General features: G+C 51.1%; 17 protein-coding genes and 1 pseudogene. 2 read left to right on the forward strand and 16 right to left on the reverse strand.

Annotated features, from left to right (window positions below; all coding sequences use genetic code 11):
* Window positions 1-7 precede the first annotated feature (7 nt).
* The 5 genes from L6H70_RS08790 to L6H70_RS08810 form a co-directional block, all read right to left on the reverse strand.
* Complete coding sequence (locus L6H70_RS08790; protein ID WP_236331946.1) at window positions 8-235, reverse strand: hypothetical protein; 228 nt, start codon at window positions 233-235, stop codon at window positions 8-10.
* A 62-nt stretch (window positions 236-297) separates the two neighbouring features.
* Window positions 298-1,389, reverse strand: a complete 1,092-nt coding sequence (locus L6H70_RS08795) for an SU10 major capsid protein (RefSeq protein WP_236331948.1) — start codon at window positions 1,387-1,389, stop codon at window positions 298-300.
* A 73-nt stretch (window positions 1,390-1,462) separates the two neighbouring features.
* Window positions 1,463-2,173: a phage scaffolding protein gene (locus tag L6H70_RS08800; protein ID WP_236331950.1), complete on the reverse strand. Its 711-nt coding sequence runs from the start codon at window positions 2,171-2,173 to the stop codon at window positions 1,463-1,465.
* A gap of 178 nt (window positions 2,174-2,351) precedes the next feature.
* Entirely contained in the window at window positions 2,352-2,984 is a 633-nt protein-coding gene (locus tag L6H70_RS08805; RefSeq protein ID WP_341482713.1) for a phage minor capsid protein, read from the reverse strand.
* 113 nt (window positions 2,985-3,097) lie between these two features.
* Window positions 3,098-4,666 (reverse strand): phage portal protein, encoded by a 1,569-nt coding sequence (locus L6H70_RS08810; protein WP_236331952.1) that lies wholly within the window; start codon window positions 4,664-4,666, stop codon window positions 3,098-3,100.
* 67 nt (window positions 4,667-4,733) lie between these two features.
* Here L6H70_RS08810 and L6H70_RS08815 point away from each other — a divergent pair, with 67 nt between their 5' ends.
* On the forward strand, window positions 4,734-5,045 hold the full coding sequence (locus L6H70_RS08815) for a hypothetical protein (protein WP_236331954.1): 312 nt from the start codon (window positions 4,734-4,736) through the stop codon (window positions 5,043-5,045).
* On the opposite strand, the gene terL is transcribed toward L6H70_RS08815, so the two are convergent.
* Window positions 5,046-6,509 (reverse strand): phage terminase large subunit, encoded by a 1,464-nt coding sequence (gene terL, locus L6H70_RS08820; RefSeq protein ID WP_236333206.1) that lies wholly within the window; start codon window positions 6,507-6,509, stop codon window positions 5,046-5,048.
* Between the two features lie 852 nt (window positions 6,510-7,361).
* Here terL and L6H70_RS08825 point away from each other — a divergent pair.
* Entirely contained in the window at window positions 7,362-7,859 is a 498-nt protein-coding gene (locus tag L6H70_RS08825; RefSeq protein WP_423802813.1) for a tyrosine-type recombinase/integrase, read from the forward strand.
* A 150-nt stretch (window positions 7,860-8,009) separates the two neighbouring features.
* Here L6H70_RS08825 and L6H70_RS08830 read toward each other — a convergent pair whose 3' ends face one another.
* The 10 genes and pseudogenes from L6H70_RS08830 to L6H70_RS08875 all read right to left on the reverse strand — a co-directional run bounded on the left by L6H70_RS08830 (window position 8,010) and on the right by L6H70_RS08875 (window position 13,052).
* Complete coding sequence (locus L6H70_RS08830) at window positions 8,010-8,153, reverse strand: hypothetical protein (protein ID WP_236333274.1); 144 nt, start codon at window positions 8,151-8,153, stop codon at window positions 8,010-8,012.
* A gap of 123 nt (window positions 8,154-8,276) precedes the next feature.
* Window positions 8,277-8,402: pseudogene (locus tag L6H70_RS08835) on the reverse strand (hypothetical protein); the annotation flags it as partial.
* A 590-nt stretch (window positions 8,403-8,992) separates the two neighbouring features.
* On the reverse strand, window positions 8,993-9,514 hold the full coding sequence (locus tag L6H70_RS08840) for a hypothetical protein (protein ID WP_236331958.1): 522 nt from the start codon (window positions 9,512-9,514) through the stop codon (window positions 8,993-8,995).
* Window positions 9,511-9,876, reverse strand: a complete 366-nt coding sequence (locus L6H70_RS08845; protein WP_236331960.1) for a winged helix-turn-helix domain-containing protein — start codon at window positions 9,874-9,876, stop codon at window positions 9,511-9,513. The genes L6H70_RS08840 and L6H70_RS08845 overlap by 4 nt, the downstream gene beginning before the upstream one ends.
* Window positions 9,877-9,889: 13 nt before the next feature.
* Window positions 9,890-10,090 (reverse strand): DUF5659 domain-containing protein, encoded by a 201-nt coding sequence (locus L6H70_RS08850; RefSeq protein ID WP_236331962.1) that lies wholly within the window; start codon window positions 10,088-10,090, stop codon window positions 9,890-9,892.
* Window positions 10,083-10,541: a hypothetical protein gene (locus L6H70_RS08855; RefSeq protein ID WP_236331964.1), complete on the reverse strand. Its 459-nt coding sequence runs from the start codon at window positions 10,539-10,541 to the stop codon at window positions 10,083-10,085. Before L6H70_RS08855 ends, L6H70_RS08850 begins: the two co-directional genes overlap by 8 nt.
* Before the next feature lie 58 nt (window positions 10,542-10,599).
* A complete protein-coding gene (locus L6H70_RS08860; RefSeq protein WP_236331966.1) occupies window positions 10,600-11,466 on the reverse strand; it encodes a tubulin gamma complex associated family protein in 867 nt (288 codons plus the stop codon).
* Window positions 11,467-11,530: 64 nt separating this feature from the next.
* Window positions 11,531-12,325, reverse strand: a complete 795-nt coding sequence (locus L6H70_RS08865; RefSeq protein ID WP_236331969.1) for a BRO family protein — start codon at window positions 12,323-12,325, stop codon at window positions 11,531-11,533.
* 38 nt (window positions 12,326-12,363) lie between these two features.
* Window positions 12,364-12,738 carry a hypothetical protein gene (locus L6H70_RS08870; RefSeq protein ID WP_236331971.1) on the reverse strand — a complete coding sequence of 125 codons (375 nt, stop codon included), beginning with the start codon at window positions 12,736-12,738 and terminating at the stop codon, window positions 12,364-12,366.
* A 20-nt stretch (window positions 12,739-12,758) separates the two neighbouring features.
* On the reverse strand, window positions 12,759-13,052 hold the full coding sequence (locus L6H70_RS08875) for a hypothetical protein (RefSeq protein ID WP_236331973.1): 294 nt from the start codon (window positions 13,050-13,052) through the stop codon (window positions 12,759-12,761).
* Window positions 13,053-13,723: the final 671 nt, after the last annotated feature.

Genomic DNA, 13,723 nt, shown 5'->3' on the forward strand with positions numbered 1-13,723 from the left:
CCTCCGTTTATTTAGCGGAGGTTTTACGCGGTTTAGGCGCGGGCTTCTGAGGGCTAGCGTCCTCTTTTACCTCCGCGACAGCTTGCGGTTCCTCCGTTTTAATCGCGTCCTCCAAGCGGTCGAGTACCGCGATCTCGTCTGCGGATGTCGCTACGTATTGGCCGCCAGAAAACTTGCGTTCCTGACCGCCAACGTAGAACGCGAGTTCCGTGTATCTTGACGTGTATTTTGTCATCGTTTACCTCCGTTACAAACGGGAGCCCACGTCAGCAGGCTCCGTTGTATTTGCGGCTATATTTACGCCAGGTTCTTGATGCGTGCGAACGCTTTTTCCTGTTCGAGTTCGAACGTATACTCACCGACGATGATACCTCGAGTGTAGTCGCCTTGTTCGCCGAGGTATTTGTGGAAGAACTCGCGTCCTTGCAGCGGACGAATCTTCATGCGGTTAGTATCGCAGATGAACATTTCGCCGGCGTCCAGGTTGTTGTTCAGCGTGATATCGAACTGGCCGAAGTCAGTTACGAATTTATCTACGACTTGACCGCGAGTATTTTCGCCGCGTGTCAGCAGGATCTTATTCGCATCGACTGCGGACAGTGCGCGTTTTTGTTTCGCGCTTACGCACAGGCAGTAGTTACCGCCAGATGCAAATCCGCCTTTTTCGTAGATCGACTGAGCTGCGTTGTTAATCATATCAGCGGTCAGTGCGGCGCCGGCTGCGTTTGTAACGTTAGTCTGAACGAAGCTCCGAAGACCTTTCATCTGGCGAACGTTACCGCTTTGGTATCCGATACCGCCGATGACGGCCTTTTCGAGTTGCAGCGCAAGTTCGAGCTGTTTCTTCTGCTTCTCGTATTCGTACAGATCACCGATTCCGTATTGAGTAACGGCTTCTGCGGTACCGGTAACTTCGATAGAATCGTCGAAGATTTGCGTGTAGTTGAACTGCGGTGTACGCGCTTTGTAACGTGCTGCGCGCGCATCTGCACCTTCCGTACCTTCTACGAATTGAACTTCGATCTTAGCGCCGTCTGTGATTGCGGCCGCGGTAGTTCCGGCATATCCGCGCGCTACAGTCAGCGTCTTGGTTCCGGTATTGATTGCGGAGACATACAGCAGCTCATCGCCGATTTTTACAACGTGGCCGACACGGAAAGGCTCAACGTTGGCAGCAACGATAGTAGTATCGCTGACCAGCTTAGCACCGTTAACGATGGAATCATCACCAAACAGTTCATCCTCAAACCACTGGTGTGTAGTCTGTGTAACTGGGTCACTAAAACCGAGCAGATTCAGCATCGGTGTCGCGTGAGGGTTAAGCAAAAGAAGCTCGTCAACTACAGAATACTTTTTACCGACCATATCGGCTGTGTAAATTTTAGTCATTTAAAATTTCCCCCTAGTTTTTGGTCAAAACAAAAAGGCCACCCATATTGGGCCGCCTTAGTAAACGTGGTTATTATTTTTCGAGCTGTAGCTTGAGCGCTGAGTAAGCCGCGCGATCTTCCGGTTTCCCTGACTTGCGCGCTTTCTCAGCGGCTTCTTTAAGCAGTTGTTCCTTCGTCTTATCCGTCGGGTCAGCGTTACCCCCGCTTGCTCCTCCGACTGACTTCGGTTGCGTCTTTTCAACGAGGTAACCATTCGCAGCCACCAGCGCTTCGACCGCTTCCTTAACGCCGATTGCGTTACCTTCTTCGTCGACTGTTACCGCACTCAAATCCGCCAATTTTACCGCTGCAGCAATCCGATCGACGGGTACGTTAGCCTCACGCGCCAATGTTCGGAATTCTGCGTTAATAATGCGTTGATTAGCGGCTGTCTCGCGTGCCTGGCTACGTTCCTCCGCTTCCTGCGCCTTTTTCAGCGCTTCGGCCTTCTCCGCTTCCAAACGTTCGGCTGCGGTCATCTCCGCTTTCTTGCGGTCAGCCTCCGCCTGTTCAAGCGCGGTCAGCTTCGTCTTGATATCGTCGTAATCTTCGCGGCCTTTGCGATCGCGTGCGAGACGGTCGGCAACAATGCGGTCTAGATCCGCTTGCGTGAACGTCTTGTCTGGCGGGGGTGGCGTTGGGTCCGGATTAGGGTTCGGGTCCGGATCGGGGTCGCCTTCCGCAAAGTGCTGCAGATTCATCGGGTATCGTGAGACAGTGTTACGTTTAATTTCGGTTTCCATCGTAAGTCCTCCGTCCGTTTTGAGCCCGTCGGCTATCGTATGGCAAACCGTAAAGTTTATCGCGTCAATTCACGTCTGGACGCGGAGCCTATTGCTCCAATAACTTCGGATCGCGTATAGCAGTTACCAAATGTTTACAGTTAGGATGAAATATCTCGTTGCGCGGTAAATCGCCAATCTACCGGTAATCCCCCGGAGCGTCCGGCGTCAGCTTAACAATCATCCCCTCGTAGCCGCGACACTTATCGATCGCGTTATGCCTCGAAATCACACCGTAATAAGCTCCACGGCCGACCGCTTCATTAACGGTAGACTCTCGGTTCGTGGCCGCCATTTTTGTCCGCGTGACCATTTCAACGTAGACTTCCGGACGCCAGCGCCGGCCCGCGCTATCCACAATCCCGGTATCAACCGCGCTGCCGAGCGTCTTACGCATCCGCTGCAGAATGTCCGCATTTAGCGTACGGTTACCGTTGATCCCCCGCGTAAGATTAGCGCGCATTGAATCTGCGGTTACCTGGCGGATCGCTTGCTTAACGCGGCGGTCAACGTTCTGTGTAACCGCGAGCAAATCCGCCTGTGTATCCGCGACTGCCGACGCAACGAATTCGCGATTAATCCGGTTAAACTTCGCGATCTTCTCCGCGTCCTCAAGCGTATCCGCCGCGCCAAGCGCTACGATGGTACGCGCGATACCGTCCGTCGCAGCCTTCGGAATGTAACGCTCGACCCACGCGGCCGACTCGTCGTTGAGAGAACGCAAAATAACCGCAACCTCGGCGAGTGCGGATTTCGCATTAGCGCGAGACATTGCGGTTAAATCTAAGCGTGAGAGTTCGCCAGATATTGCGGATATTGCGGACTTATATGCGCGGACGAGAATTGCGACGTCGTAATCGTAAACGGGCTCCGGAATCAGTGCCGTCATTCGTTAAACACCGTCGACTCGACCGTTCCCGTTGTCCGCGCTTCATCTGCGTCAATTCTACGTATAATCTCCTCGGCCACCGCGTCGTCAACGCCGTCGAGCGTCTTGATTGCGTCGTGAACGGATATCGTCGCTTTGCCGCCCGTCCGAATCTGCGCCACTTCTGCGGCTTCTTTTTCATCGATCGGAACGCCGTCTCTCCACGATATACGCGGATAAACCGGCGTGTACTTTTCGAAGTCACTTACGCCGTCATTTGCGTAGTTTTCGAGCTGCATCGCGGTCCAAATTGCATCCCGTAAGGCGCGGTCAACATGCGCGCGTATCCGATTGACTTTCGCCAGGATCGGCATGAACCGCGCCTTGATTGCGCCGCTGTCCGTATGTGACGTACCGGTGCCGCCCTTATCCGAGGCGAGCGTTGTGCCGAACAACCACTGCGGCGTTTCCGACATTTGATATACGAGGCCGAGAAGCACGTCTAGCTCCGTAAACGCGGAATTTAACTGTCCTTCCCACGTCATATAGCCGGGCTCGTGGTCATCCTTGCTGACCGGAATATAGCGGCCGCCTCCGCGTAGTGTGTTCGCGGTACTTTCGTCGTCTCCGATGTCTTCCGGACCGTACATCCACGGATCGCTGTGCTTCCACAAGATATAATCAATCTGCGCCAGGCGTTCATTAATCGCGCTCAATACGCTTTCCAGCTTCTCGACTCCGTTAATGCCTTCCCAGCGGTCATCAACGCTCTTGTACGGAATGTGATGAACAAGTAGCGTAGCGGTACCGGTCGCCTCGACATCCTCCGAGAGTCCCGTCGTGATCTTATCGCCGATTAGATACGTTGAGATCGGCACGCCCCACTCGCTGTTAACGCCGGACTCCGTCAGCTTATAGCGTTCATGGATGATATAACCGGGAATATGCCGCTCGACTACGAGGTATGGTACGTATGATTCCGTCCGCCCCGTTATCCAGCGGACAACTTTTCCGCCGGGCTCCTCTACCCAATCTACCCACGCGACGTTAATCGCTTTGAACTTCTTACGCGAGCCCGTCGATAACTCCGGAAATACGATATCCGCGCGTACGGACTCGATGATTGGTTCCAGCGCTGTATCCGGCGCGGGCAATCCGAGCGCTTCCGTTTCGCTGACGTCGGCTCGCGTTCCGTAACGGACTTTAATAAACGAGTCACCGCGATAGCCTCCGCCGATAACCATTTCGTGGACCATTTGCGTTAAGTCGTTTTCTTCTACGATCGAGTCGAGGCGCTCCTGTTCGCGTGATCCTGCGCCTGTTCCGGCCTCGTAAGTCGGGGGCTCGCCGGTCAGTAAATCCGCCGGCTTCGTCAGCAGGATGTCCATGAGGTTAACCGCGATAAATAGCGTCTTGAGCTGCGCTGCATGTGGCGTATCTTTCAACAGCGATGATGCGCGTTCATAGATTTCCGGATGGCGTCCGTCGAATATCGTGCGGCCACGTTTATAACGGGCCAGACGCTGTATGTCGCGCGGTGGCGGATAGTACTCGCCTGTTGCGAATAATTTACCTATTTTAATCACCTCGTATATGGTTGATTCCTATCATTTATGATACTATTTACCTATACAAAATTTAGGAGGTACTTTCATGTCATTTGAGTCCGATATTCGAGAGATCCTTAACAAACTGGAGATTAAGCAACAGAAAGGAGTAGCTTTACAAGATACTATCCACGGAGTTTTAAGCAATCTTCTGCAAAGATTAGTCGAAAGAGATATCCCGGTTCACCTGTCTCGCAATGAAGAAATTCAGCCTAACGTGTGGGAGGTTCGGATAGGGAGATACGAGTTCAGTATTTATGGACAAGACGCTATCGAAGCTATCGAACAGGGCGATGAGCTTGAAAACTTCCTGGCGACTCAGGTGAGAAACGGACTTGAGAAGTTCTTGAAGATTTAACTAAGCCCATGGGGGCTTATTCCGCACTTTCTTCCGCCCGTTCTTCGCAATACTAACCGCCATCTCAAGCGCGTCCGGTAAGTCATCGTGAGTACCGGACGGGTACATTTCGAATTGCTCAAGCAATAGCGCATGTCTCCGCGAAAACTGTATCTCTCCGCTTTCAATCGCCGGCATGAGCGCCTCGATACGCAATCCCTTCCGCGACCGCTGATGTATTTCCTTAACGCGGGTATGAGACGGATAGCCGGCGGCCTTGAGCGCGTCCTTTAGCTGCATAACGAAGAACTCTTGCGCTGCCTGCGCCTCGGCCGCGATCGCATTCGGTTGATATCGCAGCGCCTTTTCTACGATTACACGCAAAAAAGCGTCCGGCTTTATCCGTTCGCCGAACGCATCGATAACGTATTTTGTTCCGGTTTGTTTATGGCGCGCAATCGTCACAATAGCGCTGTAGTCTCCGCGCGTTTTCCCCATCGCGAAGTCAACGCCCATGTAAATATCAAATACGTCAGTCGGGCGCGGATACTGCGTCAGTAACTCGCGAATCGGCGCGTTATCCCAGTACGTAAATGACTCCGGATTGAAGATCATCGACTCCTCATCGACCGGATTATTCATATACTCCGTATTGAACGCCTTGCTTCCGTTATCCCATTTCCACGTCATCAGCTTCCAAATCGGCTGGGCTTCCGGCCACAGTACAACGCAGCCACGATCCATTTCCTCGCGATTGAGTTCGTAAAGGGCTCGCGCTTCCTTAACGCGCTCCTCTTTTGGCCGGTCTGGGTCTTTATATATGAGCCGGCACACCTCCCACAGGTCCATACGCTCAGGCCATTCGATGACCGCGCGATAGACTCGCGATTTGAAGTCCGACCGGTTGTACAGCACGTCAACCAGCAGCGCTTCGTGATGGACCGTCGTTCCCATGTAGACAAACGCCGTTTTCTTCCCGCGCGGATCACCGAGAGGTACGACCGTCTGTGCAAACCAGTCCTTTAGTTTCTTGCGGAGTTCCGGGGTGGCCGCGTTACTCTTTATATCTTCGAGGTCATCGCAGATAATTAAGTCCGGACGCACACCGTTCCAGTTACGTCCGCGTAGTGCCTGACCGGTCGATGCCGCTTCGACTTTCGCGAGTAATCGTTTTGTACCATCATCACGCGGTTCCCATGCGATAAACTCGGATGAATTATCCTTCGGATTCTCCTGCTGTTTCGGCGACAGCAACGGACCGAAATCCGCCCGTAGCTTTTCGTTACTCTTTAGCTGCAGCGATATCCAGTCGAGATTCGCGCTCGATACCGCTGGCGTCTCGGATATCGTTATCACATACCGGCGCTTACGATAACATATTTCACGCAACGGGAACGCCTTCGATAAATACGTTGATTTCGCGTGAGATCGTGGCGCTGCCTCCGCTACCTTATCGTTTGTGTGTACGTTGCTGACATCGTCCATTAGCGCGGCTATTTCACGGTGAAACTCGGGCGCTTCCGATATGTCCACGATATCAAATCCGTCCCAATTACCGTCATTGCCGGGATTGCGCGCTTCTGAGAAATATTCGAGCGCGAAATCTAGCAACGAAGTTTCGCACCGCTGTATTCGTTCCAACCGCTCATACTCGCTCACTGCACGATCAATCTCCGCAGCCTCGGTCTCGGTAACGCTACCCCAATCGAAGTCAGCACGCCGAACAGTTTCGTATATCTCGCGATAAGGAGACAGTATCTCCGCACGCGCTTCTCGTGTGATCCACTTCCCGTTAACCCATGCGATAGATACCACCTCCTTTCGTCTACTTGATTTTGACCGTCATATTAGCACCTTTCTACCGCGACCCCTGCGCTTATACCAGTCGAGGCTTACGCGGGCTAAATCAACGGTGATTCTACGGTAAAATTACGTAAGCAATCGTAGCTATAAACGCAATCGGTACGGCCAATATCGCTACAATACCGGCACCGAAGATAAACGCGGCCATGCGCCACTCTGACTTCGTTCCCATGCGAAGCACCTCCGTAAGTCCAAACGTTATTTTGATACGCGGATTTTCTGAACGCCAGAAAGCGCCCTCCTGACGTGGGGCCTTGGGGGGTATACCCTATACCCACTCTCGAATGTATGATTTTGTATGTTTTCGTACATTCAAAACGTTGATTTTACTAGGTTTACGTGGTATGCTTGCTTTATGATAACGTAATCGTACATTCAATGTACTATTACATATGAAAAGAGCGTGCTAAAATGGGCGAAAAGAAAGCTATATACGATGTTCAACCGCTTAGAACTCGCGAAGAAATCGAAGACATGAAGCATTCACTCCGTCGATGGTGCGGCGAGCGTAATCTATTTATGTTTGTCTTCGGGATAAACACCGGCCTTCGCGTATCTGATATAGTCACGCTCAAGGTCGCGGATGTCAAAGACAAGACGCACGTGCGAATCGTTGAGCAAAAGAGCGGCAAGGTTCGCAATGTTAACCTTAGGGCAATACAGCCGGAAATCACCGAGTATACGCGCGGTATGAGCCCGGAAGACTGGCTGTTCCCTTCCCGTAAAGGCAACGGTCATATCACGCCGACACAGGCGTATAGAGCGCTCGTAAAGGCTGGCGAGATGATCGACCGTACGGACATCGGAACGCATACAATGCGCAAGACATTCGGTTATCACCACTACAAGCGCAATAAGGACGTAGCCGCGCTACAAGAGATATTCAATCACTCTGCGCCATCCATAACGAAGCGTTACATAGGCATCCGTCAAGACGAGATCGACGAGTCTCTCGAAGGGTTCAAGCTGTAGAAGACGTAGGGTACGTAGATAATGCGTACCTTTTTCGCCATTCCAAAAAATTCCGAAGGGCCACGCGCCCGGCCAGCCGTGCAGGTAATTCGCGCCTAATCCGAAGGTTTCCGCAGTCATCGCTGCGTCTTCCTTCATATAATAGCGCGACTACTCGCTCGTTTCGGATTGACGCTGTGACAACGATGCTACCCGCAGCCTCAACGCTTCGATGTCCGTTCCTTCTCCGTCCTTGTTCGTTACCTCGATACTCTCTGTCAGTACCCCGCCAACCTGTAGCGCAAGCTTTGCCATTGCTGCGTTACCATCTCGTATGGCAATGTCCGCTAATGACTGGAGTAACTCCGGTAACCTTACGTCGTTATTACGTCGCAGTGCGCGCCTGAACTCTGCGTCAAACATTGCGTTCTTACGCCAGTTCTCAAGCGTTCGCGCAGTAACACCGCATAACTCTGCGATCTCCTCGTACGTCTTGCCGCCCTTCTTTGGTTGCGCTAACCAGTCGATCGCGATTAACTGTTCCGCTGATAGTGTGTTAGCCATTATACCGTAATCCCCTCCGTATATTAGCGCCTCAAGAGCGCGTCCTTGTCTTTATGCTTAAGCGCCACTTTAGCGCCTATATTAACGTATATCTAACGGTAGAAAGCGCAAATAAATAGCGCTACTCATACGCTCGGGCAAAGCGTAAGAACAGCGCTTAAAAATGCGTTGCGTATATCGATACTTAACGTGATACTAGCGCTTAATAGATTCGATATATAGCGCTATACATACGAAGTAAACTACGTTTATTTAGATCCGCGCTATTCCTTGTCTTTGCCTACATGAGATTCTTCTTTGATTAATCATCATGAATAGGTAAGAGTTCAGTCCTTTGCAAAACCTATCTCAGTCACTACCGTTCCCTCGAAACTATTTTTATGCGCGAATAATCTATTAATCCTATTGTCCCGCGAGGATTCATGAGCGTAGCGAATTAATCCGATGCGGTAATGTTTTGTTTCTCTCTTACATCTTTCTCTCTTACTACTTTCTATCTTTACCGTGTGTCTAGGGCGTACTAACAGTAATGCGTCCTGCGCACACTACTGGTAGTGTGTCCTGCGCACACTAAGGCAATTTATGTACCCTCAAGCAGCGTCTTCTTTCGTGCGGCGTCTCGGTTTATACACGGACAAGTCCGGCATGATAACTACTCCGTCCTCGTCCACAATATACCCGTCCTCTGTAATACGCGGGCAGTATGACGGAAAGTACCACTTAAAGCGCCGTGTTCCCTCGTAGTGGCTCGCAGTCCGTATAATCCCGTTAGTATCAAGGATATCCGCTAAAAGCTTAACGCGAGGCCTATCGATACGCAGCGCGTCCATAATCGCTTCATACGAAAGGAAACACGCGCCGAAACGGTCATTATGTGTACCGTCTGCACGCGTGTGGTTCCCGTCAATATACGATTGCAGAAGAAAGTACAGCGCAACAATATCGCGTATCTCCGGCTTACGTTTTGCCCCCGCAAACACCTCGTCGTATGCTTCGGTTATGATTCGCGGGAACACCTTACGGACAAGCTCTCTATTATACGTTTCATAGCCGGCTGCCCCGTCTAGTAGCGTACGCTTATCATTAGGCAGCGGCTTAGCGGAATCACTCATACGCCGGCCTCCTTCTTAGCGGCTGCTAGGTTCGCTAAAAACATAGATGCCGTAAATTTACTCGGCTCTTTCTCGCTAACCGGATGCTCAATTGGGTTAACAAATATCCGCGTAAACTGACCGATGTATACATAAGCGATCAAGCCCGCCTTACACAGCTCGTTAAGAAGCGTTCTTATATGCCCGATGCTGCGCCCCACCTGCTTGGCGATGTCTTTCTTGGTCATAAATTCTATGTCATCTTGCCCCATCTCCGCATTCGGATTAGAGCAAACAGCATAACTTACAGGGTGTGTGTAGGCATCGAGTTTCGACAATAGGGATAACGCGGCCTTTGAAGGGGCTTTAATCTCAAATGACATTAGTTTATCGCTCCTATTCGTTTGTTTTTGTTCTAACTGCGGCTCTGCTTTCATTGAAAACAGTAATGGCGCGTTGTAAATACTCGGTATTATTGAAGAAAAACACGTTCCGTTCGGGAAATTTGCGGTTGCTTCCGATCCCTTTCAGGACGAAGCCGAGCGTCATAAGATGCCCGGCCACGCGCTGAGAAGTGACAACGTAGTGCTCACTCATAGTCCGCACCACTCGCGATAAGCATCGATCCTTTTCGTCGGCCATTGATTGCACAAGGATTGTTACCGATCGGAATATCCTGACGATCTTCAATTGGGCGCTCACGGTCACGCTGTAGCCGAAGCTCCTGCTCGGACTTGATTGACGAATCCTGCAGGTCGTAGCCGGCCGATACCCATGCGTTTAATCGTTGCCGCTGATCCTGTGGAATCTCATCACCCGTTATATGTGCGTAATAGCCGGCCAAGTCGTTAAGTGCCGTACGTCTCTCTGCCATCTGCAACGCAACCGTAGTCAAGCGATCTACGGCATGAACTAGGAGTAGCCGATTATCCACGCCTCTCTTAAAGAGGTCACGCCAGAAATAACCACCGTTCCAAACATCGCTAAGATTTCCGGATAGACTCTCGTTTGAGCTGTTGCTTGGGACATTATAAGCTACTGCATGCATTTGTCATTTCCCCTTTTGTTTTAGTAGGCCAACCCGGCCTCTCAGCTTTACAATTACCTTAATATGCAATAGTCGGAATAAAATCAGTGACACGTCCGCGTATATTCGCAAAACATTTTCCTAGATTACTTTCCTCTACGCCTAATTTCCCGGCCATATAGCGCGTTTTTAGTCGGTACACCCCGTCCTCACTCACTTTGTACTGACTGAGATCGCCGGCTTCAATATCCGCAGCGGCCACGGTATACGCACGTTCCACATAATCGCGCTGCTTGGCTGTCAGTTTCCGGAGTAGGTCGGGCAAAACCTCCGGAGTAACAGCACGGCCCAATACTATGCGCCAGGCGTCCGGCTTGTCCGGAGTGACATATACGTTGTGGTAACGGCCGTGCTCATCACGTCGTCCTAAGCGGACCGTACCGTTCAGTGTAGTAAGCAGTCGGATATACTCCGTTTGAAACGCGCGGTTTACATACCGAACGACTTCCCGCTCACTATGCGATGTGTCCGCATGGGTCAATGCGTGTTCGAGCGCGGGAATAATAACGTAATACTCGTGGTTTTTATACGCTAGGTGTCGTTCAATAGCGTGGGCCAGTGCTTCGTATTCATTTGCGCCCAAGAACCTGCGGACTTCGGCGGCATACGTTCGCAGCTCAGAGAGATCAGTACCCGCAAAGATATCGATACTCAGCGCAGCATATATAGAATCTCGGTAGTCTGATAGGGCTGCCGGCTCGTACTCAAGCGCTGACCGTTCGGAAGCTATGATATTATTTGCGCGAATCGCCACGTAGACCGAGGCATCATCTCCTGGCATAACCGCCCTAGATTCCGAACGATCGCGCATGTATGCGAGTATTTGCTGGATAATAGCACGGTCGCCGTCCGCTTGATACGCGGCCACTGCTTGGCGAAAGTCCATCCGTAATCCACCTCCGTTTGTTAATAAAAGAGGCGCCTTTAATTCTAAGAGCGCCTCTTTCAATCTACGCGTTCAGATTTAAATTAAGCGTTATCGAGGAAGGTCGACGGGGTTCAAATGTGATTACGTTATCCGTCGAGTAGGCTTCCGGCTCAACCTTGCCCGCGAGCAATCTCTCAATATACGCGACGCCTTCCGTTGTTACGCGAGCGTAAGGCTTAGCAACACCCCACGGCGACACATATGGTACAACATCGAAATAGCGTGGAGTGAACTGCTGATAAGGGAGCCCATCTCGGCGAATCAACTTACGGGCTCTCAATGTATCACGCAGCACTCTCGGTTTCATGCCGAGCAACTTCGCCACTTGATCGACCGTCATCGTCCCATCCGCGTCAATGAACGTATCGAACGCTTCAACCTTTGGCGCCTGGGCTGCGACCTGTGCTTCCGCCAATAACCGGCCGCGTCGTTCCTCCGCTAACCGTGTTACCGTTTTAAGCAGCAAGTCCGGATCGTCAAGCAGCGCGTCAGTCGCGTACATCCCCGTTTTGCGGATCGACGGAATGACATCGTGAGTGATCCAGCGTTTGAATGCGCGTGCTTCCGGTTTGCGACTACCGAGGATAAGCGAGTATAGTCCGGACTCGTTTACCGTCTGTAGCGATTGCACTCCGCCAAGGGTGTCGGTTGAAGCTACACCCTTTTCGTCATCATCCAACCTACCGAGCGCGTCGCGGTTATTCGCTATTCCCAGTACCGCGCAGACGTCCTTCGCAACGAACCACGGTTCTCCTTCGACCATTACCGTTCTCACTTCCGCAGACTCATACGTAAACACCTTCGTTAACTGTTCCATGAGTACCCTCCCTAATGATAATGGATTTATATAAACGACTAAGCGGCGTAAGGCAGCCTTGTCGGTATTAACTGGTCGGCCATTACTCGTATTTCTCCGTCATCCCCGCGCGCATTCACATCAGCCCCATCTCGTACTCTCCGTATCAATGCGATTCCGTCCGGCGTAACACCCGTATAACGCACTTTGAACGGCAGATCCGGCGTCTCTGTCACTTCAAACTCGTGAATAACGAAGTAATGCGGTATGAAACGCTGTAACGGCAGGCCGCGCTTGCGCAGCACCTTACGCCTGTACAGGAACTCGCGCATCGTACGCTCATCCCAGCCGAGCGCCAGCGCTGTTTGTCCGAGTGTGAACGTCGACTCCCCGAAAGGGCTGGGCGGAAAGATAATATTATTGACCGGACTCATAACCTACATCCTCACAGCTTTTAGTTTAGGGGTTTACTCCAAGGCCCCCCAGGTTCGAAAAGAGATTCACCTTTGCTTTCGAGTATTTTCATAATTTGGGGCATAAGTTCGGCCGTATCATCGTCGGAATCAATGTACTTATTTAGGTATGGGTGAAAATAAACGAGTGCGCTAACCTCTTGACGATCGTAAGTGTAAAATCTCATACCGAACATTTCAGTCTCACCCTCAAGGGTGAAGTCGACTATCGCCATGTTTGACCAACTTATAGGACATACTACCTTCGCGTCGTTTACTACTGGTGGTTTTTTCATTAAATCGTCTCCCTTTTCGTTTTGATTTTGCTTATAGTTAAAGCGACTCTGTCGCTGTCTACCTACTTCAACGCAGCTCGATACCGTTTCGCACACTTTGCGAAAAATAATCTTACGATTGATATAACGCATGCCACTCGCAGAACCTACACTCAGCGGTGAAATATTCCGCCTACTTATATACTCGTAGTCTGCGAGGTTTCCCGCACCATTACGTAAAAATATCCGCAATGACTTCGACCTCCCGCACCATTTACGGTATTATCTACAGCGGTCGGGTCTGCTGACACACTCTCCGGATATTAAATATGACGGATGCCGATCGCGGAATGTACACTCGCTATATTAATAAAGTCGCCGTCCTCAAGTGATCCGCACACATACATACGGACAATATTTTCACGGATTGGGACAACTACCCTGTCCTTAATATATAAGGACATAGAACTTCGGAATTGGGACAGCCGCTTACTGTATATAGGGACAGAAACTTCGCGGATTGGGACAGCCCCTTGTACAATAATATAGGTGTCTACGAATTACTCCCGCACCAATGGCGAAAACTTTTTCCGTCGGCGCATCGCCTTACATACACTTCAATGCACCTCACTAGCTGTTCGCACACTTTCCGCAATAAAAACGGAGAGTCGGCGAAATTAATTGAAACCGTG

The organism is Paenibacillus auburnensis (assembly GCF_927798115.1).
GTDB lineage: Bacteria > Bacillota > Bacilli > Paenibacillales > Paenibacillaceae > Paenibacillus_AQ > Paenibacillus_AQ auburnensis.